Annotated in this window: 30 protein-coding genes; 15 read left to right on the top strand and 15 right to left on the bottom strand. The window is 38.1% G+C overall.

Annotation, left to right across the window (positions count from 1 at the left end; genetic code table 11):
- Positions 1-30 precede the first annotated feature (30 nt).
- The 4 genes from CLV99_RS20990 to CLV99_RS21005 form a co-directional block, all read right to left on the bottom strand.
- Entirely contained in the window at positions 31-993 is a 963-nt protein-coding gene (locus CLV99_RS20990; protein ID WP_133586472.1) for a hypothetical protein, read from the bottom strand.
- Positions 994-1284: 291 nt separating this feature from the next.
- Positions 1285-1653 carry a nuclear transport factor 2 family protein gene (locus CLV99_RS20995; RefSeq protein ID WP_133586473.1) on the bottom strand — a complete coding sequence of 123 codons (369 nt, stop codon included), beginning with the start codon at positions 1651-1653 and terminating at the stop codon, positions 1285-1287.
- A 117-nt stretch (positions 1654-1770) separates the two neighbouring features.
- Positions 1771-2202 (bottom strand): hypothetical protein, encoded by a 432-nt coding sequence (locus CLV99_RS21000; RefSeq protein WP_133586474.1) that lies wholly within the window; start codon positions 2200-2202, stop codon positions 1771-1773.
- A 26-nt stretch (positions 2203-2228) separates the two neighbouring features.
- The gene (locus CLV99_RS21005) at positions 2229-2735 is read right to left on the bottom strand and encodes a hypothetical protein (protein WP_133586475.1); all 507 of its coding nucleotides are present in this window, start codon (positions 2733-2735) and stop codon (positions 2229-2231) included.
- 462 nt (positions 2736-3197) lie between these two features.
- Here CLV99_RS21005 and CLV99_RS21010 point away from each other — a divergent pair, with 462 nt between their 5' ends.
- From CLV99_RS21010 to CLV99_RS21020, 3 genes are all read left to right on the top strand, one after another.
- Positions 3198-3995: an ankyrin repeat domain-containing protein gene (locus CLV99_RS21010; RefSeq protein WP_133586476.1), complete on the top strand. Its 798-nt coding sequence runs from the start codon at positions 3198-3200 to the stop codon at positions 3993-3995.
- Between the two features lie 58 nt (positions 3996-4053).
- On the top strand, positions 4054-4890 hold the full coding sequence (locus CLV99_RS21015) for a helix-turn-helix domain-containing protein (RefSeq protein ID WP_133586477.1): 837 nt from the start codon (positions 4054-4056) through the stop codon (positions 4888-4890).
- An 86-nt stretch (positions 4891-4976) separates the two neighbouring features.
- Positions 4977-5525, top strand: coding sequence for a YbhB/YbcL family Raf kinase inhibitor-like protein (locus CLV99_RS21020; protein WP_133586478.1), 549 nt, complete (start codon positions 4977-4979; stop codon positions 5523-5525).
- 79 nt (positions 5526-5604) lie between these two features.
- Here the strand turns inward: CLV99_RS21020 and CLV99_RS21025 are convergent, their stop codons facing one another.
- Positions 5605-6033 carry a hypothetical protein gene (locus tag CLV99_RS21025; RefSeq protein WP_133586479.1) on the bottom strand — a complete coding sequence of 143 codons (429 nt, stop codon included), beginning with the start codon at positions 6031-6033 and terminating at the stop codon, positions 5605-5607.
- Positions 6034-6272: 239 nt separating this feature from the next.
- On the opposite strand from CLV99_RS21025, the gene CLV99_RS21030 reads away from it, so the two are divergent.
- The 3 genes from CLV99_RS21030 to CLV99_RS21040 are packed head-to-tail and all read left to right on the top strand — an operon-like array spanning position 6273 to position 7950.
- On the top strand, positions 6273-6743 hold the full coding sequence (locus tag CLV99_RS21030; RefSeq protein ID WP_133586480.1) for a GNAT family N-acetyltransferase: 471 nt from the start codon (positions 6273-6275) through the stop codon (positions 6741-6743).
- Between the two features lie 60 nt (positions 6744-6803).
- Entirely contained in the window at positions 6804-7340 is a 537-nt protein-coding gene (locus tag CLV99_RS21035; RefSeq protein WP_133586510.1) for a Crp/Fnr family transcriptional regulator, read from the top strand.
- A 55-nt stretch (positions 7341-7395) separates the two neighbouring features.
- A complete protein-coding gene (locus CLV99_RS21040; protein WP_133586481.1) occupies positions 7396-7950 on the top strand; it encodes a DinB family protein in 555 nt (184 codons plus the stop codon).
- 135 nt (positions 7951-8085) lie between these two features.
- Here CLV99_RS21040 and CLV99_RS21045 read toward each other — a convergent pair whose 3' ends face one another.
- Positions 8086-8856, bottom strand: a complete 771-nt coding sequence (locus CLV99_RS21045) for a hypothetical protein (protein ID WP_133586482.1) — start codon at positions 8854-8856, stop codon at positions 8086-8088.
- Positions 8857-8981: 125 nt separating this feature from the next.
- The gene (locus CLV99_RS21050; RefSeq protein ID WP_133586483.1) at positions 8982-9323 is read right to left on the bottom strand and encodes a hypothetical protein; all 342 of its coding nucleotides are present in this window, start codon (positions 9321-9323) and stop codon (positions 8982-8984) included.
- Positions 9324-9650: 327 nt separating this feature from the next.
- On the opposite strand from CLV99_RS21050, the gene CLV99_RS21055 reads away from it, so the two are divergent.
- The 4 genes from CLV99_RS21055 to CLV99_RS21070 all read left to right on the top strand — a co-directional run bounded on the left by CLV99_RS21055 (position 9651) and on the right by CLV99_RS21070 (position 13872).
- The gene (locus CLV99_RS21055) at positions 9651-10046 is read left to right on the top strand and encodes a protease inhibitor I42 family protein (protein WP_133586484.1); all 396 of its coding nucleotides are present in this window, start codon (positions 9651-9653) and stop codon (positions 10044-10046) included.
- Between the two features lie 94 nt (positions 10047-10140).
- Entirely contained in the window at positions 10141-10593 is a 453-nt protein-coding gene (locus tag CLV99_RS21060; protein WP_133586485.1) for a lipocalin-like domain-containing protein, read from the top strand.
- 6 nt (positions 10594-10599) lie between these two features.
- A complete protein-coding gene (locus CLV99_RS21065; RefSeq protein WP_133586486.1) occupies positions 10600-11058 on the top strand; it encodes a hypothetical protein in 459 nt (152 codons plus the stop codon).
- Between the two features lie 324 nt (positions 11059-11382).
- Positions 11383-13872: a tetratricopeptide repeat protein gene (locus CLV99_RS21070; RefSeq protein WP_133586487.1), complete on the top strand. Its 2490-nt coding sequence runs from the start codon at positions 11383-11385 to the stop codon at positions 13870-13872.
- A gap of 230 nt (positions 13873-14102) precedes the next feature.
- Here CLV99_RS21070 and CLV99_RS21075 read toward each other — a convergent pair whose 3' ends face one another.
- Together CLV99_RS21075 and CLV99_RS21080 are read right to left on the bottom strand one after the other, a co-directional pair.
- Positions 14103-14795: a 3-keto-disaccharide hydrolase gene (locus CLV99_RS21075; RefSeq protein WP_133586488.1), complete on the bottom strand. Its 693-nt coding sequence runs from the start codon at positions 14793-14795 to the stop codon at positions 14103-14105.
- A gap of 67 nt (positions 14796-14862) precedes the next feature.
- Complete coding sequence (locus tag CLV99_RS21080) at positions 14863-15309, bottom strand: DinB family protein (protein WP_133586489.1); 447 nt, start codon at positions 15307-15309, stop codon at positions 14863-14865.
- Positions 15310-15635: 326 nt separating this feature from the next.
- On the opposite strand from CLV99_RS21080, the gene CLV99_RS21085 reads away from it, so the two are divergent.
- A complete protein-coding gene (locus CLV99_RS21085; protein WP_211348603.1) occupies positions 15636-16277 on the top strand; it encodes a Crp/Fnr family transcriptional regulator in 642 nt (213 codons plus the stop codon).
- 51 nt (positions 16278-16328) lie between these two features.
- On the top strand, positions 16329-17003 hold the full coding sequence (locus CLV99_RS21090) for an MBL fold metallo-hydrolase (protein WP_133586490.1): 675 nt from the start codon (positions 16329-16331) through the stop codon (positions 17001-17003).
- A gap of 123 nt (positions 17004-17126) precedes the next feature.
- Here the strand turns inward: CLV99_RS21090 and CLV99_RS21095 are convergent, their stop codons facing one another.
- The 3 genes from CLV99_RS21095 to CLV99_RS21100 all read right to left on the bottom strand — a co-directional run bounded on the left by CLV99_RS21095 (position 17127) and on the right by CLV99_RS21100 (position 19520).
- Positions 17127-18044, bottom strand: coding sequence for a hypothetical protein (locus CLV99_RS21095; protein WP_133586491.1), 918 nt, complete (start codon positions 18042-18044; stop codon positions 17127-17129).
- 115 nt (positions 18045-18159) lie between these two features.
- Entirely contained in the window at positions 18160-18294 is a 135-nt protein-coding gene (locus CLV99_RS23495) for a hypothetical protein (protein ID WP_262708323.1), read from the bottom strand.
- 281 nt (positions 18295-18575) lie between these two features.
- Positions 18576-19520, bottom strand: coding sequence for a hypothetical protein (locus tag CLV99_RS21100; RefSeq protein ID WP_133586492.1), 945 nt, complete (start codon positions 19518-19520; stop codon positions 18576-18578).
- A 318-nt stretch (positions 19521-19838) separates the two neighbouring features.
- On the opposite strand from CLV99_RS21100, the gene CLV99_RS21105 reads away from it, so the two are divergent.
- Together CLV99_RS21105 and CLV99_RS21110 are read left to right on the top strand one after the other, a co-directional pair.
- On the top strand, positions 19839-20072 hold the full coding sequence (locus tag CLV99_RS21105) for a hypothetical protein (RefSeq protein WP_133586493.1): 234 nt from the start codon (positions 19839-19841) through the stop codon (positions 20070-20072).
- Between the two features lie 412 nt (positions 20073-20484).
- A complete protein-coding gene (locus CLV99_RS21110; protein ID WP_133586494.1) occupies positions 20485-20793 on the top strand; it encodes a DUF1493 family protein in 309 nt (102 codons plus the stop codon).
- Between the two features lie 33 nt (positions 20794-20826).
- Here CLV99_RS21110 and CLV99_RS21115 read toward each other — a convergent pair whose 3' ends face one another.
- From CLV99_RS21115 to CLV99_RS21125, 3 genes are all read right to left on the bottom strand, one after another.
- Positions 20827-21393 carry a hypothetical protein gene (locus CLV99_RS21115; protein WP_133586495.1) on the bottom strand — a complete coding sequence of 189 codons (567 nt, stop codon included), beginning with the start codon at positions 21391-21393 and terminating at the stop codon, positions 20827-20829.
- A gap of 187 nt (positions 21394-21580) precedes the next feature.
- On the bottom strand, positions 21581-22687 hold the full coding sequence (locus CLV99_RS21120; protein ID WP_133586496.1) for a serine hydrolase domain-containing protein: 1107 nt from the start codon (positions 22685-22687) through the stop codon (positions 21581-21583).
- A gap of 288 nt (positions 22688-22975) precedes the next feature.
- Positions 22976-23560, bottom strand: coding sequence for a hypothetical protein (locus CLV99_RS21125; protein WP_133586497.1), 585 nt, complete (start codon positions 23558-23560; stop codon positions 22976-22978).
- 371 nt (positions 23561-23931) lie between these two features.
- On the opposite strand from CLV99_RS21125, the gene CLV99_RS21130 reads away from it, so the two are divergent.
- Positions 23932-24615, top strand: coding sequence for a hypothetical protein (locus CLV99_RS21130; protein WP_133586498.1), 684 nt, complete (start codon positions 23932-23934; stop codon positions 24613-24615).
- Positions 24616-25231: the final 616 nt, after the last annotated feature.

Below are 25231 nucleotides of genomic sequence, written 5' to 3' on the forward strand. Positions count from 1 at the left end.
TCCACAGTCTCTCAAATGCAATCTTTTAAACTAATGGCCACAGTCTTCTTTTAGAACCTCTAGCAGCTGCCTGACGATGGCCGAGTCTGTTATCTCTTGGTTTACAGCTGTAAACTCTCTGTATTTTTCATGGTCTGTATTACGTACTAGCACTGCGTTATGAGGCTTTCCTGCCTGATCAAAACGTATATATCCCAGCATGGTATCCTGCGTATACGGTATGGTCAGGTGTTCGAATATAGATTCTATAGGTTCTTCCGTATCTTCCGTGGCGTTACTGAAATAGAGATCGATCAGTTGCAGCAGATTTTCGACGCCTCCCAAATATTCAAAAGAGAACTGTGCATAGAATTGCGATAGTAGTTCATGGTCCGAACAAGGACTACGTTCCAGATTCGGTAGCATATTATATTGGCAGAGCTGTTTGTTTGAATCGTAATAGAATACAGAGGTTGACTCTGGTTTACCTTCTTCGACCCTGAGTAACATAGGAGGAGCTTGTTGTATCAATTCTCCATTTATGTAGTAATCAGCTACCGCCCATCCATCTTTTACATAGATTTTTACCTCATCCTTACTATCAAAGCTTCTGATTACGAGTTGATCCTGTTCCAACTTAAAAGTGACACGGTTGAAATAGTGCATTGCAAACATATCCACCGTCAATCCGATTTTTTGTCCGTGTAGGTAATGGTCTGTAAGTAAAAATCCGATCTTCGAGTAGCGGTATGCATTTCCTGTTACAACAGCACCGTTTGTATAGGTGGTTTTTAGCGTATATTCTATTGGAGTTTCGTATTGATCTTTTGCGATAAAATCTACCGCATATTTTAGCTTTAGTTCACCGTTTTCGTAGTAGTTTACAAAGGGGAATTCACCTACTAATTTTTCTGATGTTACTTCATAACCATTAAAAGGTTTTCCGTCTTTGAGTTCCAGCGTATACACACTTTGGGGATTTTCGCTTATTAAAATTTTATCGGTCTCGATCATGTTTGTGTGTTATTGATTTATTTGCTAATCTAACAGAAAATGACAAGCTTCTATCTTTTTTGAATACGCATTTTTTGATTAAACAACTCCATAGCCAGTCTTTTCCAACTAAAGGGAGCTCGCTTAATAGACTCCTCATCTTACAGCACGATAGTGAGTATTCCTTTGTAGATCAGGGGTATGAGGGGGAGAGCATGCTTATAATACAAAGTAGCTTCCTACGCTATTCCGTACAGTGAGATGGCAGGAAGATATTGCAGCCTGATTTCCTTCTGTTTGTAACAAACCGACTTAAATTGCGATTTGGGTTCCACTTCCACCAATTACTTTAATTCCTTCAGTAGTATGCTTCCAAAATCGGATATAGCGGTATTTAGCTTCAAATAGCTGTCCATTATAATATCCTTTCAACGCCATGGTTAGTGTAACGATAGCCGTATCATCGATAATATGTAAATCATCAATCATGGGCAGTAGTTCGACAACTTTTAGTAGGCCATCTCGATATGTTTTTAGATCGATTTCTTTGGTTATTACCTCACCAGTGGGAGAGACAAAAAGCAAATCTTGGTGCAGCAGTTCATCAAGAGCCTGTAGGTCACATTCCTTAATAGCACTATAAAGCCTATTCTCTAACTCTAAAATTGCTTCTTTCGTCATTATGCTTTTTATAAATGTTACGTTAAAAATAACGAAAATCGACTACTTATGTTGTACAGTGCACAACAACATTTTATAACTGCCTTATTCCATCACATATGTACTGACTCGACCCATTTACGGCTTTGAATGCCTATCTATATATCCTTTGATTTCTTCTTTTAGAAAAGGCGATAGTTTGTTGTTTGTATTCAGCTCTTTCAATAGCGAAAGGTAGTCCGTCGATTTATAGGATCCCTGTCCCGAATTCAGGATTCTATTTATCATCAATAGATTATATTCATTCGGGCACCTGTTGACCGATTTTATGAGATCTTCTTCGTATTCTTTTAGGCCTTCTATGCCATGGATTATGGACCATAAAACCCCATCGTAATGATCTTCATCCAATCTCTCGAATATTCTAAGCAAAGGGTCAATAGCTTTTTTCGCTTCACTGGTATCCAGTTTGTATATCAGCTCTATAATAGAATCCACGTCATAGAGCGAGTCGTCATTTGGGTTTATTGCGTTCAGCTGATCGATCAGTTTTTCTATTTCCATCTTCATCACTTCACTATGTAACTATCGGGTAGTTAATTGTTATTCCATTTTTTTTTATCCTCTACCGGGTTTGGCAACCGGCTTTCGATCATTTCTTTAACCCATTCCGGGTCTATATAGTTGTAAGTAGATTCTATGCTCCAGGATAAAAAATCTGATGGACCTCCATTCAGATATGGGGGAGGTGATACCGGTTTAAAGACTGTAGGCATCGGTTCTTGTATAGAAATAGAATTCAGCACAAAGCCTAATTCTTGTACCACATTCCACGCCAGTTTATTCTCAATGTCAATATCCAGCCTAATCGACCAATATGCATCAGCAGATAGATCGCTGGCAATTACACGCACACTCGGGATTTTGTTTAGAAATGCAACCAGTATTGGTAAGCCTTTTTTTAGTTTATTAATATCTATATATTCCGTACTAGGAGTAATGTTTTCAAGTTTTTTGACAATATGGGCATGTAAGCCAATACGGGCATCGGTAGCTTCCTTTTCAAGAGCCTTTGCCAGTTTCTTAGGTAAATTAAGTTCCATTTTAAGCGTTTCGTAAATTAATGAAATCCCAAGTAGACTCTACATATAAGAGAGAGCCCATAATTAAGCAGCGATAATAAGAACATAACGTAATCGACGTTCGACTATTATGTTGATATCAAACAAACCTACAGAAATTCACGAGGAGATACAATACTATTATACCATGATAACACAGAAGATCTTGCGGCTTATATTTATTAGTAAGAAAGCCGTCTCTGAGGGAGACGACCTTCTTATGCACGCACTAACCGATTTTAATATTGTCTAATATTGGCTGCAAGGTAAGTAAACAGCCGAAGAGTATAATACGGGTTCCCGTAAAAGGGAAGAAATCTTATGATCAACAATAAGAGATCTGTTGTCGACTAGGAATATTTTTACCTAAATTAGCCAAGACAGACTTCGCTACAATAATGGTTAGCCTAGCTAACTACTATGGGGGAGGAGCTTTAATGTAAAATGAAGAAAGAACTACTTAAATATTCCGATACAGAAATAGGTATTCCTGAAATAAAGAAACTCCTATCAGTAGACTTGGACGCTAGGTTGCCGAAGAGTGAGAGTAAGGGGTACGAACCTTTTTACCCTGAAACGACCGCATTGATATTAGCAGCCACCTTTGGCTATACGGATTTGGTCTCCATACTCATAGCGTACGGTGCAGATGTCAATCTTTTTAACAGCCATGGGGGGACGGCACTTCATGGAGCTCTCAAAAGACAACATGGCAGCATTGTCGAGCTGCTACTAAGCGCCCAGGCAGATCCTGATATAAAGGACATGTATGGCAAGACAGCACTGCACTATGCCTGTTCTCAGGCCGATTATCAGCTCTTAAAAATGATTATCAAAGCCGGTGCAGATCTAAAGGCACAAGACAACGACAGGCAAACGGCACTGATTCTCCCGGCCTATAATGGGAGAACCGAATTTATTGATCTTTTATTAGAGGCTGGTATCCATCCTGATGTCAAAGATAAGAGCGGATTCACTGCGCTCACCTGGGCCGCACAGAATGGACAGACGCAAAGTGTTAAAACCCTAATTCAAGGTCAGGCAGACGTAAATGTCAAGAGTAAAAAAGGAATTACACCTTTGATGTCAGCAACAATCAAAGGTGATATCGAAAGTGTTCAATTGTTGATTTTGGCAGGGGCAGATGTACGAGCAGAAGAAAAGGGAGGTTATACAGCTTGGACTTTTGCGACAAAAAACAAACAGGATGCAATAGCCAGGTTACTTGAAGAATCTCAGTAATAAAACCATTTCTATGAAAAATATAAGCACTAAGTCTAGGGCAATATAATTTAAGCGAATGAAAGTAATTACACTTCCTGATGCACTGGATCTTAATAGCGTCAGATCCATTCAAGTATTCGATTATTGCAGTTCTCGGGAGATTTCCAGGCAACAAATAGTTCTCAACCAGAATACTTTTAGCTTCCTCGTAGAAGGGACCAAAGAAGTCGTTTTTGACAACTCAACATTATCTATCGATAATGGTAGCTTTCTAATCATGAAGTCGGGACATTGTCTTATGACAGAAAGACTATCAGAAGTTAAAAACTACAGAAGCATTTTATTGTTTTTTACAAATGAGATGATTCAGAAGTTTTTACTAAAGACCGAGTTGGGTATTATAAAGCCTACACCTTACAAATCTGTCTTTTCATTTGTATCCGATGATTTTACCCACCGGTTTGTGAATAGCTTACTTGATATTTCCAAACTTTCCGCACAAGCCCAGACTAGATTGCTGGAAGTCAAGTTTGATGAGATTATGTTATACCTCGTAGCAGTTTTCGGTACAGACTTTCTACACTCCTTCATCGAGAATAATGATGACAGTACCCAACGGTTTAGACGGACCATAGAAAGCAATCAACTCGTTAAACTCAGCCTTAAAGAACTGGCATTTTTGTGCAATATGAGTGTTTCTACATTTAAAAGAGAATTTAATAACCATTATTCCGATTCTCCAATTCGGTGGTTTCAGAATAAAAGACTAGAACGCGCCCACTATCTTATCAGCATCGAAAAGAAGACATCAACCGAGATTTATCTTGAGCTCGGTTATGAGAATTTGTCGAGCTTCATTCAGGCGTACAAAGCTAAATATGGAGTGACTCCGAAGCGACATCACAAGAATTGAGCTTTTAGCAACAGTTTTTGAACCTTTCTGTAAACCCTCTGGAGATAATCCAAGCTAAATTTGCTTAAACTTTTTAATATAACAGAATGAAGAAAGCACATTTAATTTTGGTGTTGTCCTTGATTTTTTCGACGACACTATTTGGACAAAAGACATTCACGCTATCCAGTAAGGATTTAGGTGGAGAAGGAACGAAAAAACTAGAGTTTAATGGATTTGGTTGTTCAGGAGATAATATTTCACCCCAGTTATTTTGGGAGAATCCACCCGAAGGGACCAAGAGCTTTGCTGTAACAATGTACGACCCAGATGCACCGACAGGCAGTGGCTTTTGGCATTGGGTCGTCTTTAACATCTCTTCAGATGTAAATGAGCTTGTCGCGAATGCAGGAAATGTAAACCTCAGATTAGCACCCAAAGGAGCGATCCAAAGTACAACAGATTATGGGATCAAAGGCTTTGGGGGGCCATGTCCCCCCGAAGGGCACGGATTTCACCAGTATATTATAACAGTTCACGCTTTAAAAACCGACAAGCTAGAGCTAGATGAAAATACAAACCCGGCCATTGTTGGCTTTAATCTGTGGAACCATACCATTGCCAAGGCGAGTATCATTGCATATTACAAGCGATAGCTTATTACCGACCTCAACTTACGGTTGCAGATTGCGACCGTAAGTCGATACTAACTTTTTGCATGCTCACTAAGATGCATTATTTGGTCTGGTCTGATTCAACCCCTTTCAGAATTTGTCCGTTGAAGGTTAATGTCTCTGGGGCAAAGTAAGGAATCCCCATATAGATATACCCACTTCCATTTCCGATTATATAATCATTATTCTGCTTTAGTAAAGCAAACGCTTTCCGTTGTTTATTTCTCCCTCTATAAGGAGTGTAATATAGGCTGCCGAGTAAAGTGTCCCCCTTCACATTTCCACTAATATCTCCGGTGACCACAACACCTCCAGGGCTATTTTTTTTATAGGAGCCCTGAAATACCTCATTGACAAGATTCAGTACCACAGTGATTGTATCCCTTCCATTGTTATGAATGTAAGTCTCATTTTGATTTTTATTATCTCCCTGATGACATCCAATATTGAAAAAGGACATAAAAATAATCAAGGACGTATATCTGCTCATATTATATAGTGTCGAGTTAATGGTTACCTTTTTGTCAATTATTTGACCAGTACTTGTGCTCAAGTCGTACAAATTTACCTTTTTTGCCTCATTCCCCAATGCCAGCGACTGATAATTGATAGGTGTCAAAGAATAGGTAGTACGAGATCCGGTTGACGCTTGTAGTAATACAGGTGTAAGCTAGAAAGATGTAGCCTTTTTTTCTTAATTTAGCTATTGTGTAACTCAGTTTTTAAGAAATGGAATTTATTATAAGCCATCCTGATAAGGAAAAGAGAAAAGAAGATATTATCAGTTTTTTTGTAGCAAATAAAACCGAAAGCTACATATCACATTCCGAAATTTTGTCAGGAAGAGCTGATACACCTCAAAAATGGAGTAACAATATAGCTCAGATTTTATCTGACGAGTTAGACGACGATGGCACAGAGATAATAACAATTGAGAAAGAAGCTACAATCATAGGCTTGGCGATACTCCGAATAGTCAATAAAAACTTAATCATTGAAGATTTGATAATAGACGAAAAGCTAAGAGGATTTTCATTAGGTAAAAAAATGATGAACTATATCCTAGAAACAGCGAAACAGCGAAATATAAAATCGTTGTTCTTAGAAAGTGGTATATCTAATGAAAAAGCACATTTTTTCTTTGAAGGACAAGGTTTTAAAAAGCTTGCTGTTAGTTATATTCTGCAGTTAGAGAATTAAAGCCAAATCAGACCGAGATAGAAACCTAAAATCCTAGTGCCGGATCAAGAAAATAGACGCATGGATATCGTTCAGGAAATTTACCAAGAGATCGAAAAAGCTTCCCTTTGGCACAAAACGATCAGTGTAAGAAGGAATGAATATTTGTGTACCTCAGGAGAGATAGAAGATAATCTATATTATATAGTTTCAGGCAGTCTTAAGATCAGTATGGTCGATGGGAGCGAAGAGCGTATCATACGCTTTGGATACAAACACAATTTCATTACAGCGTTAGATAGCTTTATCACCGGGCAGCCTACAGATTTCGCTATACAGGCACTCAAGAGAACAGAGTTAAAGGCTATATCAAAGCAAAATTATGTCAGCTTGATGAATTCAAGTGACCATCTGAGACGACTATGGGGCCTCATTCAGGAACAGCTCATTGTGCAGCAACTGGAGCGCGAAAAAGACATATTGATTACCTCACCGGTAGAACGATACAAGAGGGTTTTTCAGCGCAGTCCCCAGTTATTCCAAGAGATTCCCGATAGGCACATAGCTTCCTATCTTAGAATGGCCCCAGAGACACTTTCAAGATTAAAAAAGTCATGATCCTGATCAATGTTTAGGTGGAGCACATTATCGATATTTGAAGCAAATAAGTATTATGAACGCATCAGAATTGATAAACGAATTAATCGAATATAGCGAAAGAGATCTAACTAGTGTACAGGCCTTCAAGCAGCTTGATGTATCTCAGTTACAGTACAAGCGTAACCTAGACAGTTGGAGTATTCTAGAATGTATCGAACATCTAAATCGTTATGCAGATTTCTATATTCCCGAACTTAGTAAACAGATCGATAGGTCAAGATATCCAAAATCTGCGGTATTCAGTCCCGGTATTTTGGGCAACTATTTTGCCAACAGTATGCTTCCGAGAGAGGAAGCCAAAAAGATCAAGACCTTTCCATCTATGAATCCCCTAAATAGCCATGTCGGGATTGATGTTCTCGATAGATTTATCGACTATCAACGTCAGCTACTAGTGCTTCTAGAAAAATCCAGAGATACCGATTTGACAAAAGTAAAGACCGCTATCTCCATTTCAAAGTGGATAAGGTTAAGGCTTGGAGACACCTTACGGGTTGTTGTCTACCACAATCTTCGACATCTCGTCCAGTGCCAGCATCTACTGAAGCATTTGGAGATCCAGACTTAATAGACTTACACTAACATGTCAAGTATCCAATAACAAAGAGGGGTATCCTTTTAAGGGGACCCCTCTTTGTGCATCCATATGATTAGTATCTCCCTAATTCTTGCTACACGTACTGCTAAGTGCATGGGAGATTACTTATTTCTTTTGAAAATAGCTGTTCTTAAATTGAAAAGCGATCGTATCCTTACCGAATGTGCCGTCTTGCATCACTTCAGGCAGGGTAAATGTTAAATCTCTTGCGTCAAATCGAATTAACTCTTCATCAAATTCGTCCAGCTCTTCATAATTGAACGTTTTGCCTAATTTATAATCTAAACGGTTATCAATCCTAAATAAGTCAACCGGTTTCAGTTGATTATCCTCGATTTTATAGATTTCTACAGCATGATTGACTTCCTTGTTTGATAGTACACTTCTCGCAAATGCAATATAATATACCTGACCATCTAATTGAATCGGATCAATGCGCGTATAGAATGGGTAAAAAACACGGTCTTCCTCCGTAGAATTATAACTTATCGATTGGTTCCCGGTAGGTAGACTTACTTGGAAAATGCTGTTAAAAAATCGCATAGATCCTCCTTGATTATTATCCCAGGAATATACCCTGACCACACCATCACTACTCGTTGCAATCTCCATCCCGGCATCTACTAGTTTCGGAAAGTCAAAATTAATGCTATTCGGAGTCTTTTCTAGAAATGATAGAAAGGACGTGCTAAACCCCGGAGAAGCGCCGAGCTCTGGTGCCGAGTTTTCGTTTATAGATACCGCGAGCACAGAGTCTTGCTGAGACAAGTCAACATTGCTGATCTCTTGAGCCGGATTATTGTTTTCGCTGGTCGGTTGCTGGCAGCTAACCCCAAAAATAAGCGCAAGCGATGCCAAGAATAAATTAGTTTTCATATCTGAAATAGATTATTTTACTGGTTTTAGATACAGAGTGCTTCTCACGAGTATTACCCCCTCTTCATCACCATCCTCTGTATTACGCACGAAGATTACTTCATCAGGACTATTTTTCTGTAGTATTATACAGTCATCTTCCGCTTCACCTTTCCTATTATTAGATCGTAAGTTTTGTTTTTTCGGTTTATATTGAAATTAATCCCTTTGCCAGAAGGACCATCCATAAAAAATACAGTCACTAAATCTTTCGACTTGAAATGATAGATATTTCCATCCTTCAGATTCGAAGTTGAGGATTCAATTACTTTGCCATTTCGGATTATTTCACGCTTTTCTTTGATATGTTGGTATTTACCCAAAACAACCAAATTCTGGTTCGTCTGAATAATCTCTATTGGATTATTTGCCGAGGCAGCTGTGATCGAAGCACAACCTAGCAGGATTTTAAAAATGTAATGTTTCATATGTAATTAATTGTTCGTGTATTTAATTATTTTCTCAATCGAACTCATGAATGCTTCGCATTTATTTCATGATCCGCCAGCTGCCAGATCTAGACTGTCTTAATCCGTGTTTGTGTAGTTTCTAGATGCATAATTCAGGAGCCAAATTAATCAACAAAACTGGATCATTTAATCAAAAATAAATAAATACCTACTAGTAGGTATTTTGAAAATAAAGTTGTTTTTCCCTTATTTATCGCGATATATTTACCGCTGTAAAAGATTTTATGACGTGATTTTTAAAATCATATTGAACTGATAATTAATTGTTAACTTCTACATTAAAGTATGAAACTTATTCTTAAACCCTTACTATACTCCACCTTCTTGGGACTTGTCGCTTTTTCAAGTTGTGCAACTCAAAAGGTCCAGATCAACCTTGATAATGTGACTCGGGACACAGCACTGAATGTGCCTCACGGAAATGAGATTATCGTATCCGTATACGAGAATCTGTCGACGGGCTTTATGTGGAATCTGGAAGGTCCCAATGCTTCAGTTCAACTATTAAAAGAAGAGCATAAGAGCCAAAAGATTCCCAAAGGTATGGTAGGGGTAGGGAGTACGAAGGTGTATGTATTCAAGGCCCTAAATCCTGGAAAATGCGAACTGGCTTTTACCTATAGCAGAGGGTGGGAACCTTCAGGAGGTATACACAAGCGGATTATTCTTACTGTAGAATAGTGACTGTATTTTAAATACAATGACACATACCAGGATCCCGTGAGAAGGGACTACAAATTTTAGAAAAAGAAGAATTTAATTTAAATAATTTAATATGAATAGATTGATGTTAGCTATGGTGATCATTCTGCTTAGTTTTTTTGGAGCAGAACAGTCAATAGCACAAGTAAAAAAGACCACTAATCCCATTGTTGGCGAGTGGAAGTTTCTGTCCGAGTATGAAAAATCTGAAGACGCTGCGGTCATTACAGAGAATCTTTTAAGTTACTCCTTTCTGTCCAAGCAATATGAGTTTAGCGCCAATGGAAAAGGCTACTTGCTTACTAGAGTGGATCCAGAAGACGAAGAGGAGGTAATGTCTGCAGATGATATCACCTGGAAAGTAAATGGGAATAAGATTTCTATTTATTACAACTCCCCAGAGTATAAGGAAGCGATCTATGAGAGCTATACATATACTATCGAAGGGGATAAGTTGACTATAAGCAGTACGCGTAAAATGGACGATGCCACTATTACCGAAAAATACAGTTTTAAGAAAATCTAAAGAAAAATGAAATACAATTTATTATTTCCAATCCTAGGCGTGTTTTTTCTTACAAGTGCCATTGCGATCGATACACAGGGAATGAATTCAGATGAAGCGATAACGCAGACCGCCAATACACAGACCCTCAAAATTGATGGAAAGTGGAAGCTTTTAGAGAAAAGTGAAAAATCGCTATTACACGGTGAGCGTAGACATAATAGAGAAACGTACAAAAAACCAGTGATATACGATTTTACCACACCAAAAAAACTGAAAATCAGTAGAAATGGTGAATTAGAAGTATATGATTATGTGTTAAAAAATAATATCATTACCATCTACTGGGATGTTTATATGAAAGAACCCGAAGGAATAGAATACACCGTCAAAATAAATAATGGTAAGCTTAATCTGCAGTACGAAGAAAAGCCTGCCGCAAAACCAAATTTCTTTACGATAGACTATAATCTAGAAGCGATATAGTAACAATTCATCCATCTGGATAATAGACGATTTAGACAGCAGTTACCAATAGGTTTCTGCTGTTTTTCATTTTCAGGCCTATAGCTACCATCTTTTCTAAACTTAACAGTTTCCTTCTCCCATAATATCGATGTCGCTAGATTATGGCATGGTTTTGATACAGCATTATATGTGCGAATTGGCTGATTAATTCTAGGAGATACGCTAAATCACCTGATTGTGATTAGATTTCTTTAGCTTTGGATAGCATATACGTTAAAGCGATTACCCTATCATTATTCCAGCTACGTAAAAGAATGCAAGAGGTCAGAAAAACAAAGAACAATGATACAGAGACAAAGCATAGACTATAAGAAATATATACTTAGCGGGATGTTTTCAGTTCTGCTACTTACTGGATACGCACAGCAAAAGGTTCATACAAAACCGACAACCATGGACTCCATTGAGATCGTACGGGACTATCGTCCCATGCTTGCCGATGCCGTCAAGGTACGCCGCACTCCGGATATGAAGATCGATCGCAAAGACCTGGAGTCCGAACTGCGCCAGACCGTTGCCAGCATGTATCTTGATATGAACGATTTTAGAAGACCCTTTCATAGTCCCTTGCAGGAAAGATACCCCAGTGCCCCCCGCAACAATATCGACAATAACAGGATCGGTATCTTAGCCTATCACGCTGGCGAATACGAAAGAGCAAGCTCGATTCTGAAAAAAGTACAGCCGGGGGATGCTTTTTATCAGAGTTCGATTATTGCTTTAGGCAAAATTGCGCAGGAGACGGGAGACAGGCAAAGCGCAAGAGCAGCATTTCAAAAAGCTTCAAAGATGAGCTTTGACCAGGAACTGAAAGCAGATGCCCTTTACAACTATGCCAAGATCCTTGGCGAATTGGACTCTGTTCCTGCTACCGTAGCCCCCTTACAGGAGTATCTAGCGATGAAGTATGCTGGTGTACAGCCGGATAAAGATAAAAATGAAAATACCGAAACCCGAACAGCCGAGATCCTATCCGGTGGCAGCAATTTTGAGACAGCCGTATACCTGTTTGAATCATTCAACAATAGAAAACAGAAAGCCGATGCCGTCTATCAGAAGATAACGTATTACCGGGGACTAGAGTTTTATAACGAACGTGCATTTGAAAACAGCATATCCATGTTTATGCGGGCAGAGAAGCTGCCTATAGACATGGAAATGGCCGCATTGGCAACCTATTGGAAGGCAGAGGCGATGTATGAAGTACGTAAGTACAAAGAGGCTGTGGACAACTTCTCCCGATTTCTCAGCCTGCCTGCTGCACGAAATACCAATGTATACAATTATGCAAACTACGCCTTGGCTTACGCTGCCTTCCGTATCGACAGATACAGCTTAGCAGCGCAGTATTTTGAACGCTTTTTGGCTACAGCTGAAAGCGCTCAGGATAAAAATATATATTACGATGTCATCGCGCGTTTAGGCGATTCCTATTTAGCCGTGCGAAATTACCAGCGGGCCAATCAGTATTACGATCAGCTCATCAACAGTAAGGCACCCAATCAGGATTATGCCCTGTTCCAGCACGGCATCATTCAGGGGCTGCAGGGAGATAATGAAGCGAAGCTCAAAACCCTACGCGCTGTCGTCGAAAAATTTCCTACATCAAACTATGCCGATGATGTAGCCTTTGAGATACCATACGTATCTTTCCTAAAGGGAGATTACGACACCGCGATCAAAGGGCTAAAAAAGATGATTGAAAAATACCCACGTAGCAGCTACGTACCGAGAGCATTATTGACTATCGGACTGGTTCAGTACAATCAGGACGAGTCTGAAGCTGCGATGGCTACTTTCCAGAAGGTAGTTAATGAATACAGCACCACCAGAGAAGCGGCACAGGCGATGCGATCCATCGAAAATATCTACCTCGATCAAGGCGATGCGACCAGTTATATTCACTATGCCATGAGCAACAATATCACCGAGCTCAGCCCCAACGAATTGGATAATCTGGCATTCCAAGCTGCCCTTACCCTATTTTCGAGAGCCCAATATGGCCCTTCAGTAGAGGCAATCAATGCCTATTTTGATAAATTTCCCAAGCCCAGACAAGAAAAACACGCCCGCTACATTCGAGGCGTTAGTTTATACCATACTGGTCACCCAAGAGAAGCCTTGAAGGATCTGAACATCATCCTCAACGATTGGACAAGCCCTTATACCGAGAAGACCCTGCTTACCGCATCTGCTCTATACCTCAGTCTGAAGGAATATAACGAGGCCATTGTACATCTCAAAAAACTCGAACTCAACAACGATTACAAAGACAATTACGGATATGCCGTCACCAATCTGATGATTTGTTATTTCGAGATCGGAGACCTTAAGCAGATGGACAAATATGTAAAACTGATCAAAAACTATGATCGCGCATCTGACGAAGAAATAGCCACAGTGCACCTGTATACCGCTAAGGCCATGTTGCAGCAAGGAAATAAAGAATCTGCACTGAAGGAATTGAACTTGGCAGCGTTAAAAAGCCAGGCTGCAGTCAGTGCCGAAGCAAGATACCGTGTAGGGCTATTGCAGTACGAGAATAAAGAGTACGACAAAGCTTCAAAGTCAGCCTTTGATGTAATTCAGAATATGGATTCACATGATTATTGGGTAGCCAAGAGCTTCATTTTGCTTGCCGATACCTACGCACGCAAAGGAGATACCCTTCAGGCCAAGAGTACCTTGGAAAGCGTAATCCAGAACTATGAAGGAGATGATGACATCATCCCTCTGGCCAAACAGCGTTTGCAGCAGTTGAAGAAAAAATAAGAAGGTTAGAAGATTTTACTGATCGCATTTCGACTAACTGCGTACCATTTTTATACTTCAAAGTCCGCTATACATCAGGTTATAGCGGACTTTGAAATTTAGGACTCTCAAGACGGTAAAATGAAATTGAAGCACTTACTTTGTCAGGAACACATACAGCGAGAGTCGATGAAATTATGAAATCACGTAATAAATGTCTTTTATTGCGATTGGTACGATGTCTATATCTATTACTCTGAAATACGCGTTATTGGAGTTAGTAAAATCTTGCGGAATTCAACTTCAGCACCTTCAGCTTGCAGTGCTATTTGTCCATTGTTTGCAGTACAATCGTACCCCTCATTTACGAGGTCGCCATTCACCCACACCTTTATTACACGGTCCAGGCATTCTATCCTCATACTGTTCCATTCCCCTAGTGGTTTTTCCGAATCATCCGTAAGGTTCAAAATTCTACGTTTCTTACCCTCTGTAACACCCCATTCAGCTTCCTCACCACGACGCTCCAGCATATTTGGTACTTTGATGTCCTCCACAATACACCAGAAGTCTCCCGCATTTTCGTGCATCATTTGCACCTCAATCGATTTTGGAAACATTCCATACAGCGCGCGTGGAGTAGAGGCGTGTACCAGCACACCACAGTTGCCAGGTTTTCCCGCAAAGCGGTATTCAACCGTCAGACTATAGTTTTTATAAGATTCATCTGTTATGATATGACCATTTGGCGTCCCCATACTTACCAGCATTTCGTTTCTGACAAGAAAAGGACTTTTCAATTTCGCGTTTTCGTCTAGTTCTGGAACATCAATATGCCAACCTGTTAAGTCCTTGCCATTGAAAAGGTTTTTTGATTGAGCAAATGCAGAAGCAGAAAACGTTAAGGTACTTACTAAAAAAAGAGCTGAAAAATAGAAGTTCATAGAATGAATAAGGTTTGATTTTTTATTAGTATAAATATACATAATAATTTTCATCTATATTACGGAACTATTTATCCAATAACCTCCGATGATAGTTAACCTGGCCCAAGTGATAAGACAAGTGGGCCGCCAGATGAACCAAAAGATACTCCGTAGAGGACGGCTCTGGAAACTTCAGTACCGGATAGTCCTTTGCCAAATCCTCTGCCGTCAATGCACCAAGGACAGTCTTTAGCATAGTGATCGTATCCTTAATACCGTCCACGATTTGTTGCCTAGGGACATCCCTTGCCGAAAATTCCAAATCCCTGTCACGGATATACCCCGTATTACCGAGCTCCACACCTATAAATGTATTCAAGTTACCGATCAAATGAAGCGCGAGGTTTCCTGCCGAGTTCAGTATATACCCATCCACCAGCCATAGATTTTTTTCGTCCGTATAGCGTTCGATTTCTGTTATTAACTTGTTCAGGTCTCTTTCAAAAAAGGACAATAGTTTAATTGCTTCCATGTTATATCTACTTTAAAGATTAGGCTTTCCAGAGGCCCTCTTATCATGTAAATATACAAACCTATTTAAACACTTCCTCCGATCGGTAATCTACTTTATGAGGGTTGCCAGCTTTAGATTTTCCACCACCACTTTGTCCAAAGACTACGAAATTAAAAATCAATCCGTTAGTCAAGCCGAATGTCTCGTCCAAAGTTGTATCTTTATTAAAACGGCGGAACTATTTTCTACAAACGAACCCTTATGAATCGATTATTTAGCAAGTATCAATTACTTCTACATTATAAATAATGAGGATATATAGTTATTAACAATATTTTTTAGATTTGAATATAGTTGATAAAAGATTAACAATGAAAATAGGGGTAATGGGGAATATTGAAAGGATTGATATATTTGAAAACTATCTATACTCAATAGGTTTGTTACAGAATGAGGAGGTTAATATAAGCTCACAACTCTTCGAATCTGTATTCTTGAAAAAAGGCGATTTTTTTATTCGTGACAATACCACCTGTCGCTATATCGGATTTCTTGCGAGTGGTGCTGTAAAAGCGTTTAGTATTGATAAAGACGGAAAAGAAAATATAACTTGTTTTAAGTTTGAAAATGAATTTGTTACTTCATTTACGGATTTTGTATCTCAGCAAAATTCCAAAATAAATATCAGCGCAATAGAAGATTGTGTAATCTATAGAATAGATCATCCGGATTATTTGTATTTGCTTGATAAATTGACGGTTTGGAATGAAATTATAAAATCTGTACTAGAGCAGGAATTGAATCAAAAGGAACGCTATCTGCTTAATTACAATAATAAATCTGCCTTAGATAAGTATAATTTTATGCTTTTAAATCAACCCATGCTTATCAAGCGTGTCACAACTCAAGATTTAGCATCATATTTAGGAATTGCCCAACGATCACTTACACGAGCTAAAGGGCAAATACATAGGAATACATTATAGGACAAATGTCTACATGAAGCTTAAATAAGTGATGTAGTTTTGAATAAAAATATGTTACATCAAATAGCTCCAGAAGTATTTCAAGTACCGTTAATGCCACGAAATAGTATTAACTGCTATATCATAGAGGGTACATTAGTAGACTCAGGTATACGAAGTTCCTATCCTACGATAAAGCACGCTCTCCAGCAAATTGCTGTCAATCAACACTTACTTACGCATGCTCATGCAGATCATCAGGGTTGTAGTGATCAAATATGTACAGAATTTTCTATTCCATTACTTTGTCATCCTAATGAAGTCTTTAGGACGGAAACAGGGATGGTCACTAACGATTATCCTAATCCGAAAAATTGGGTGGCAAAACTTCAACAGAAGTATTGGGCAGGGCAGGGGCATATCGTTGAGAAGACAATAGTAGAAGGTGATATGATAGGCAACTTTAAAGTAATCGAAACACCTGGGCATTCAGAAGGTCATATTTCTTTATTTCGGGAGCAAGACGGCCTATTGATAATTGGAGATGCAGCTACTAATATGAATTTACTTACTACCGTTAGCGGCTTGAGGCTTCCACCTAATATATTTACGTCAGATCATCATCAAAATATTCAATCCCTTCAAAAGTTAACTGAGCTACATCCAACCATTATATGTTTTGGGCATGGTCCGATTATGAGAAATACAAATCAAGAGTTTGAGAAATTTGTTGCTAAGTATGTGTAAATTAGTCAAACCACTCCTAGGGTCTATCGTTGCTACAAATAGTATTACTTTGTATTCCATTATATTAGTGATTAACCTAATTTTATCGATTTTTCAGTGTCGAACAGTGAAGTAAGTATTTTCTCATATATTCATCTCAGATTCTGCCTTTCTCAATTTCCGTACTATTAGTTTCTCTTCAAAATCCAATACTTTTTTCAGTATGTGTTGTGCATTCGGGTCTTTTTCAAACCAAGGCGCAATGCCTGGGTAAACAAACCAGAAGACCGCAATGACCGATTTAAATCTATCTGTTTTCGGGAAGCTTTTTACATACTGATATTTAGCTTCCGTAAACTCATCATATCGATCGGTCTGTCGTAAGAAAGAATAGGCTTCATCAGCCAAGGTTGAGAGTTCCTCTAAGCTCACCTTTTTGCAGTAATCTACATTTACACGATCCCTTATCGTGTAATAATAGTTTTCCATAGATATTACAGCACTATTCTCCGGTGACTTATAGAAATTGCTGTTTTCGGTATAGATATGCAATAAATCTGTAGCACCCACCGCCTCCAGTAGTTCCCTGCGTAGCGATAGCTCGTAGCTATAATCGATAGCATAACGTATTGGAAAAAGGCCCGTTTTCAGAAGCTGTTGCCTCGGATTTTTCTCCAGACCTTGGATCACTTCCAGAAATTCCTGTTCAATGATTTTCCAAATTTGCTCAACCAGTACTGTATTTAGTGTCAGATTTTCCGAAAGTATATTAAATGAACTTGGTTTTTCAAACTTCAGTGCGTACACACCTTCACGTTGTGCAGTGTCAATGTAACAGTAGATTTCCGTTGTCACCGAACCAGACTTAGCATTATAGTTGATGTAATTTTTATAGCTTCGGAAGAAGAATATTTTATAGGTTAGTTTGCCACTCTTCTTTTTAATATCGCCATTTTTCAACAATTTCCAACCTAAAGGTTCTAATCGGGAAAACAATATTTGTGTCATCTGATTGAAGATATCGACTGTTGTCAACTCTTCGGCTACTGATTCTTTATGCATAATCCTATACGTTTTTTGCTACTTATTACTCACGAACTGAGCCTAACATTTTTTAGTTTCCTATTTCACCTCGCGATTTAAGATGATTAGTTCTCCTCTTTGTAGACATAATTAGTCAAAAGGCTTTCTGCACCAAGGAAATACTGTCTTTAGCCGATACTTCGACCTCCGTAAGCAACCCTGTTATTACCCCGATGTTTGTCTTTTCGACCGTTGTATCAAATGGATCTATCTTGTCAATGTTTTTCATTTTAACTTACCAATATGTTTCCAATGTATTTAATTAATAAATGTATTGCAATATTTTTTCAATATATCCTTTACAAGTTTGCCCCATGCCGTCTTGCAGAGTCCTATCCATAAACGCAAAGTCAGCTATACATCAGGGTATAGCGGACTTCGCAATTCATAACTCCTAGTGTGGTAGTATAAAAAGTATAGTTAGAATGCCTAACGTTTCAAAAACTCCTTCAAAATATCCAAGGATATCTAAAAAATCTATGGCCAAGCATATTGGAATCAGCACCAGGGCTACACTATTTCCATTAATAATCGGGTACGATCATATGGTGATTCCCAAAACCTTCTGATTTTTGTCTCCAAATGAGTATCCTTTGTTAAAGATTCATCATAAGAATCCTCAGGAAATAAATTTACACTATTCGATTGAATTGAAATTGAAAAGCGGTTCATTTGATCACTGAAATATCCATCTTCTTTTAAATCACGCAAGACATCCAAAAACAATAGATCAAGCGCCCTAAAATCAGTTTCAGATTTAATATTCATCAAAATTTCATTAAGAGGGATAGCTTGTTTATAATCCATTTTCTCAGGAGTCCACAATTCATCATAAGCTATCGTTTCTTTTTCTGTTTTTAATTTAAATGTATGAAGACTTCCTGCATACAAGTTATATAAATTAAGCGCTCTATCTTTTGCGATAACTACACCATATATGCTATCCTTATTGTTCGAGACTGTTGCTTTTAATTGACTAAAACTCTCTATAAAAGAGTTTTTTAGGGTGTTTTTATAATCTTGAATGCTTTCATAAACGGAATTAACTTGTTGAATTATTTCAAACTTCTTAGAGTCTAAAGCCTCAACAGCTTGAAGTAACATTTCAGAAAAAGTCATTTTCAGATCAATCAAATGATCATCTTCTATTAAAAACAACTTCTGATTTTCAATATGTGCAACAATTAGATTTTCATTGTAGGCATCACCTATTGCAATATAATCAGCAAACCCTAATTCCCAGATCATTTCATTTTGCTCCACAAAATCATCTTCCTCATTAAAAATTCCGCCAAATAAATTATCATTGAAGCCAAAAATGTTGAGATAGGATGTGAAAAAGCCAGGTATATTCTTTTCCAAATTCTCATTTAATGCTTTAATTTCATCTAAATCAAGTCCTTTTTCCTTTTCAAACCTGTTAATTTGTACCAATTGATCTATTATCTTCTGCATGACTTACATTTTATTGATTTTTCTTTTCAAATTAAAGCATTTCAAGCTTTAAAATCACTCCCGATTAACAGTGATTTTATCCTGATTACCGTCTATAACGGAGGTCATTGGGCCACTCATTATGAGTAAAGTCTCCATTCATTTTTTTGATAACCATGATGTACTTGCTATTTGGGACTGACCGATCGGGATTATTACAGTATAACCCTTATTGATAAGCACATTAGAAGCTTAACAAAGACCTGGTGTAAACAAAAAATAATACTCCCTATTCGATAATGATATTAAAATTCCTTTTGGAATACATATATTTAATCTATGAATAAATCCAATCAAACTGAACGACATTTGTCAAATACTTTTAAAGTAAATTATATCTTATTACTGTTATTTATCCTCTCAGGATGCAGTAAAGACGATAATCCTGACAAAGAGCTAAGTCGAGCTATAAAAGAGGTTGTTGGTACCTATAAAGGTGAATTGAATTCAAAAGAATTGCCAAAAGAAAAATACGCCAACGCTATTGTTTTTGTTGAAAAAGTTGACGATTAAAATATAAAAATTCGTGCTAAACCGGGTGAATCTTATTCGGTTATACCTGATAGAGTAATAAGGGTAGTTCTTCGTCTTGATGGAGATGTGGTAGATCATGCAAAGGCCAATGGGGGAAGAGTTTTGTTTCTACGAAAGGAGAGGCAACTTGCAATTGCATCTGATATAATTAATGCAACCGATATTCTATTCGATTTTCTAGGAGATAAGCAGTGATTTACGAGCTGCTTAAGATAAAGAATCAACTGTAGTTACTCATGTGCGGAATCCCAATGATCTACTTGCAGCCCATAAGCTTTGATATTACTCATCCGGACTCAAAAAGCCCCGTCAGCCTCAGCTTAAGAAGATAGAAGAGGGCCTTCACCGTCTGGCAGCAGAGTTACAGGCCGTGGAGTTGATATAAATTATAATGATGAATGTCGAATTGATTAAACTACTGGAAGGTTATTGTGGTGCAGATACACACATGACAGAGAGTACACGATTGTATCACGATCTTAATCTCTATGGTGATGATGCTGCAGAATTTTTAGATAGGTTCAAGGCTAGATTCTCTGTCGATATCTACGATTTTCACTTTGCAGACTATTTCCCAAGCGAAGGAGATTGGATACTACCTGGTATTTTGAGGTTTTTGGTAGGTAAGCCACAACCAGGATATAGACCACTTACAATATCCGATCTACAGTTAGCTATCGATTGCGGTTACTTGAAGTGAAAGCCGTACAATAACTCAACTCGTCAAAACCTCTCAATCCAGTACTTCTTCATATATCAATACATTGTCATGCTTTGACACACTAATCGTTACTAGCGTCGGTGTAACTCCCTTTCCATTCGGTTGATAGACTGTATAGATATAACGATCCTCCATCATATAATTTACCTTCAGCGTATCACCTTCATACCTGTCCTCTGCCAATTCAGGCAAATTCATCGGTATGGTTCCAGTATATCTAGTCCATGTCTTCTGATTTATGAATGATCGTTTATCATTATTTGAGATAGAAAGCTTCAAGGAATGACCATAATCGTTAAATCCGCCAGTCGTATTGGAAAGAATCTCAAAGTCATCCTTCAACACGATGTTATGCCTGCTTAATAGTTCGACTGCATCAGATTTGGAGAAAAAAGAATCCTCAAAAACGAAGAATATAGCCCCTGATAAAGCAACTAGCATCAAAACCGAAGAAGCAATCAGAGCAGCTATTCTATATCCTTTTTTGTTTAGAAGCCAATAGATACCAAATATTATCAAGCCCAATAAAGCAATAATAGGCGCAAATATTATAAGGTAAAAAAAGAAAGCATCTATCATATGTAATACCTGTTTAAGGAGCAATCTATTAGCGGTTTGTAACACCGGTCTATGATTTCTACATGTCGAATATATTTAATCTTTCGTTGTATCACAACAGCGAATTTTGGTTATTTTCCGTCGGCAAGGGGAGAAGCAGATTACAGCTTACGCAGTTTAAGCGAAAGGCATTCCATAGACAGAACGTTTAAAAGACTGATTTTGCTATTTTTAATGCAAAGTCACCTAGATCAGTACAGTTCGTGTTGGACAATATAATAATGGTCACATCTTCTTCTAAAAAATGGAACCAAACAGCATTTGCCCCTGCAATCTGTCCATACCTCTCCATTCTTTTATACTTTCTGTTCTCACCTTTCGTATCCTTTATCCATACACTATATCCATAATCGTCCAGTCCGGGAGACAATAATTTATCTAAAGTTTCCTCTTCTATCAATTTCAGACCAAAAAGCGCATTGTCAAATTTCAATAAATCCGAGGTTGTAGAATACATGCCTCCGGCCGAATAGAAGTTTCCCATATAGATCGGAATGTTCGGAATCAGACTATCCCCATCCTTTTGTTTGAAATACGAAGAGGTAAGGCCCTTGATCAGTTTGTAATGCGATAGCATCCCCGAATTAGTCATTCCCAACGGTTGCAAGATCCTTTCGTACACGATGTTTTCATAAGGCTTCTGATATATATTCTCTAAGATCAGACCCAATATTAGATAATCTCCATTACTATAGCTAAACACATCTCCCGGTTCATGGATCAAAGGCCTCGATGAGAATCTATACACCATGTCCTTTAACGAATACGGATGTTGATAGAATCCCAGACCATATTTCATGAAATTTTCCGCTCTGATCGTGTCCGGGTTTGCGATACCAGATGTATGGTTCAATAACTCGTGCACAGAAACCTTATGCGCAGCGTCTTCCGCGTATTGGGGCAGATAGGTATGCAGTTTTTCGCTCAAAACTATTTTTCCCTGCTCTACCAACTGAAGAATCAGTACTGCAGTAAATGTCTTCGTAATAGAACAGATCGGATACACACTCTCATTCGTCATTGGAGTGTTATAAGCTCTTTCCGCGAGCCCAAAACTCTGGTGATACATTTCTTTTCCACCTTTTTGTATCAGTATCGTTCCATTAAAACGATGTTCCTCTGCATATTTTTCTACAAAATCATTCAACTCTATTTCTCCAATTCGTTTACCCTGCGCAACCGATTTGTTGTATAAGGAGGTCGATAGTAGAAAAATAGATAGGCCTATAACGATGATATTTTTTATTTGCACCATGGATTAGAGATTATACTTTCCGAAGGTAATGTATTGCCCATATCTCTTATCCATGATTTAGGTTAAGATGAGCTTTTAATCGGTAATGCGGTGTTATTGTAAGGTGAATGAAGTTTGCACAAGTTCGAACCAGAACAGAGGCTTTCACAAACTTATGAGATAAAAGTTAAAACATATTGTGTCAACTCCTTAGAGTTTTGGAAGGTCACCGTCAAACACCGTGTCCGACGACTGCCGGGTCTCAGTGTCGAAGAAATAGAACACCTGAGATAGGTAATCAAAAACAGGCTAATCTAAACCTCTCAAAACGTTCATAAAAGTCCTGGTATTTTTACCACTTCTGTTTTCAGAAAACATCAGGCAGATTACAAAGGAGATCCCAAAGTTCCATAGCAGGTAGAACAAACCTGACGTAGGTTCTTTATCTGGAGACAGGTTCAGTAGATAAGGTGGAGATACCAATATTGCAGCAATAATAAAGTATTCAAATTTCATTTTAACTTTAAAAAATAACTTTATCGTTCCTAAAATCACCCATGCACACCACATTCCTGACGTCGAGCGTAGTAGCCTCACAAGCAGGCCGTCTTGTCCGAAACTATTCTCAGAAAAGCTGATAAAAGGCGCTAAAAATGCTAACCCACCTATTGTGATGAAGATTAAAAAAAATACAACCGGTAATACCAATAAGAGAATCTTGAACCTTAGCCTGTCCATAAAAATCAACCCCACAAATAACCCAAACAGCACGGGAATCCAAAAAGGCCCCATATCAACAGATCCAGCGATATAACACACCAAAAGTATTGGCAAAAAGACAAATAGCTTGAAAGCAAAGTCGCTCGTCCTTATCGTTCCGATGATTTCCCTCATGTAGTATTCTTTACTAGTATATTAATGTACGATAAAAAGAGAGAACATTAATAATATTCTTTCACCTCACACCAGATGTTAGACGTTTAATTTTTTAATCAATCTTTCCCTATTGAACCTTTCGTCGTATATATAAGCAGGGATTATACTGTTAATCTCAGTTTTTAGGCACAAGCCTACCAAATAGATCATACTATATCTTCCGGCTTCCTGTAAGTGAGCTAGTAAGTTTATCGTTCCAGCATCTTGGCCAGTAGATACGCCACGAGCATATACCTAAGGTATTCAATGCCTCCTTTCAAAGCAAGCAATAATTGCTACTTTTGAGTATATTCGACATGTAATTAATCAAGGTGTCTTCACAATAGTTTATGAAAGCCATTAGCAATATAGTAAAACTACTGATAATTAATTTCTCTATCCTCGGGTCATATACGCTTGCTCAAAGCAATTTCTCTGACTCGAAGGCTGTAGATCCTTCTATTTTGCCCTATCGACACATCAGCAGTAAACATATTACCGAACATAGTGCAAGTCGCAGTAGAACTGATATCGCGAGTAAACTAAAAAGCTTTGGGGCAGGTGTTCATACCCTTTTTGAGGAGAACAAAAATGCAATTCCGTTAGTAGGAACATTTTACGAGTTTTATACGCTCAATAATGAGAAAGCATTAGTCACAATTAGAAAGGTTCCTCCTGGATTTGAAGAGGACGAGCTAGATGAAAATAAAGTAGTTAGAGCAAATAATTTCGCAGAGCTAGTCGAATATTACCATGGAATGTTCGACCCAGATTATACAGCAGTGATAAAATATGTAAATACAGACTCTGTGCAGAGCGCTTTCTTTATATCTACACTTAGCTCAAGCACACACATTGAATATATGTTTCTTATTAGTGATCCCACTTTCTCGAAAGAGGTTTTTAGAGGTACTGTTTATTTTAAGAGAAGCTCACCATCAGATAATAAAGAAGCGAATATGCGAGAGTTTTTAGAAAGTATACAATACGGCACTGTATCGCCAACACATCGATCTCAAGGAAAGAAATTATAACTGCGCACTGCCTTGTTACTAACACGGGTACACTATTGAATATGGATATACCTTTTAACAAAATAGCGAAAGCCACTGGTCTCAGTGTCGAAGAAATAGAACACCTGAGATAGGTGATCAAAAACATAGAGATACACAAAAGCTGAACACCACGTTCATCTATCACTACCAACTTCCAGACGATTTAATCCAAAGTTTTTCCGACCCTGTAATTGACAAAGATCTAGAGGTAGCACTAATTGAAAATGAAGAAGCCAAACAGCTATTGCGAGCAGCTTCACCATATCGTATCGATAGAGTGAAATGCATTTATAGAGACAAGGAACAGAAGATCATCAAAGAAATAGTTGTTGACAGAAAGTCGATCATAGGCCGAAAAGGATAGAGGCACAATATCCGAACATATCCGTCAACAAACAGCTCTAGCTACAGTGGAAAGGACCTTTTTAGTATCATGGTTATTATTTATTGTCATATCACTTATCTAGATACTTATTTCGATAGTTTGACCACTCTTTAGGTGAAGTAGTCAAGACTTAATCTGACAGTTGCAATAAATTAACAACTGAAAAATAGATTAGAGTTATGACAACACAAGAAAAAATCATCAAGAACA

The sequence above is a fragment of the Sphingobacterium yanglingense genome (assembly GCF_004363245.1).
GTDB classification, from domain to species: Bacteria; Bacteroidota; Bacteroidia; order Sphingobacteriales; family Sphingobacteriaceae; genus Sphingobacterium; species Sphingobacterium yanglingense.

Bases quoted from the DNA above. Each gene is read 5' to 3' on its own strand.
- CLV99_RS20990 (WP_133586472.1), bottom strand. From the start codon at position 993: ATGATCGAGACCGATAAAATTTTAATAAGCGAAAATCCCCAAAGTGTG.
- CLV99_RS20995 (WP_133586473.1), bottom strand. From the start codon at position 1,653: ATGACGAAAGAAGCAATTTTAGAGTTAGAGAATAGGCTTTATAGTGCT.
- CLV99_RS21000 (WP_133586474.1), bottom strand. From the start codon at position 2,202: ATGAAGATGGAAATAGAAAAACTGATCGATCAGCTGAACGCAATAAAC.
- CLV99_RS21005 (WP_133586475.1), bottom strand. From the start codon at position 2,735: ATGGAACTTAATTTACCTAAGAAACTGGCAAAGGCTCTTGAAAAGGAA.
- CLV99_RS21010 (WP_133586476.1), top strand. From the start codon at position 3,198: ATGAAGAAAGAACTACTTAAATATTCCGATACAGAAATAGGTATTCCT.
- CLV99_RS21015 (WP_133586477.1), top strand. From the start codon at position 4,054: ATGAAAGTAATTACACTTCCTGATGCACTGGATCTTAATAGCGTCAGA.
- CLV99_RS21020 (WP_133586478.1), top strand. From the start codon at position 4,977: ATGAAGAAAGCACATTTAATTTTGGTGTTGTCCTTGATTTTTTCGACG.
- CLV99_RS21025 (WP_133586479.1), bottom strand. From the start codon at position 6,033: ATGAGCAGATATACGTCCTTGATTATTTTTATGTCCTTTTTCAATATT.
- CLV99_RS21030 (WP_133586480.1), top strand. From the start codon at position 6,273: ATGGAATTTATTATAAGCCATCCTGATAAGGAAAAGAGAAAAGAAGAT.
- CLV99_RS21035 (WP_133586510.1), top strand. From the start codon at position 6,804: ATGGATATCGTTCAGGAAATTTACCAAGAGATCGAAAAAGCTTCCCTT.
- CLV99_RS21040 (WP_133586481.1), top strand. From the start codon at position 7,396: ATGAACGCATCAGAATTGATAAACGAATTAATCGAATATAGCGAAAGA.
- CLV99_RS21045 (WP_133586482.1), bottom strand. From the start codon at position 8,856: ATGAAAACTAATTTATTCTTGGCATCGCTTGCGCTTATTTTTGGGGTT.
- CLV99_RS21050 (WP_133586483.1), bottom strand. From the start codon at position 9,323: ATGAAACATTACATTTTTAAAATCCTGCTAGGTTGTGCTTCGATCACA.
- CLV99_RS21055 (WP_133586484.1), top strand. From the start codon at position 9,651: ATGAAACTTATTCTTAAACCCTTACTATACTCCACCTTCTTGGGACTT.
- CLV99_RS21060 (WP_133586485.1), top strand. From the start codon at position 10,141: ATGAATAGATTGATGTTAGCTATGGTGATCATTCTGCTTAGTTTTTTT.
- CLV99_RS21065 (WP_133586486.1), top strand. From the start codon at position 10,600: ATGAAATACAATTTATTATTTCCAATCCTAGGCGTGTTTTTTCTTACA.
- CLV99_RS21070 (WP_133586487.1), top strand. From the start codon at position 11,383: ATGATACAGAGACAAAGCATAGACTATAAGAAATATATACTTAGCGGG.
- CLV99_RS21075 (WP_133586488.1), bottom strand. From the start codon at position 14,795: ATGAACTTCTATTTTTCAGCTCTTTTTTTAGTAAGTACCTTAACGTTT.
- CLV99_RS21080 (WP_133586489.1), bottom strand. From the start codon at position 15,309: ATGGAAGCAATTAAACTATTGTCCTTTTTTGAAAGAGACCTGAACAAG.
- CLV99_RS21090 (WP_133586490.1), top strand. From the start codon at position 16,329: ATGTTACATCAAATAGCTCCAGAAGTATTTCAAGTACCGTTAATGCCA.
- CLV99_RS21095 (WP_133586491.1), bottom strand. From the start codon at position 18,044: ATGCATAAAGAATCAGTAGCCGAAGAGTTGACAACAGTCGATATCTTC.
- CLV99_RS23495 (WP_262708323.1), bottom strand. From the start codon at position 18,294: ATGAAAAACATTGACAAGATAGATCCATTTGATACAACGGTCGAAAAG.
- CLV99_RS21100 (WP_133586492.1), bottom strand. From the start codon at position 19,520: ATGCAGAAGATAATAGATCAATTGGTACAAATTAACAGGTTTGAAAAG.
- CLV99_RS21105 (WP_133586493.1), top strand. From the start codon at position 19,839: ATGAATAAATCCAATCAAACTGAACGACATTTGTCAAATACTTTTAAA.
- CLV99_RS21110 (WP_133586494.1), top strand. From the start codon at position 20,485: ATGATGAATGTCGAATTGATTAAACTACTGGAAGGTTATTGTGGTGCA.
- CLV99_RS21115 (WP_133586495.1), bottom strand. From the start codon at position 21,393: ATGATAGATGCTTTCTTTTTTTACCTTATAATATTTGCGCCTATTATT.
- CLV99_RS21120 (WP_133586496.1), bottom strand. From the start codon at position 22,687: ATGGTGCAAATAAAAAATATCATCGTTATAGGCCTATCTATTTTTCTA.
- CLV99_RS21125 (WP_133586497.1), bottom strand. From the start codon at position 23,560: ATGAGGGAAATCATCGGAACGATAAGGACGAGCGACTTTGCTTTCAAG.
- CLV99_RS21130 (WP_133586498.1), top strand. From the start codon at position 23,932: ATGAAAGCCATTAGCAATATAGTAAAACTACTGATAATTAATTTCTCT.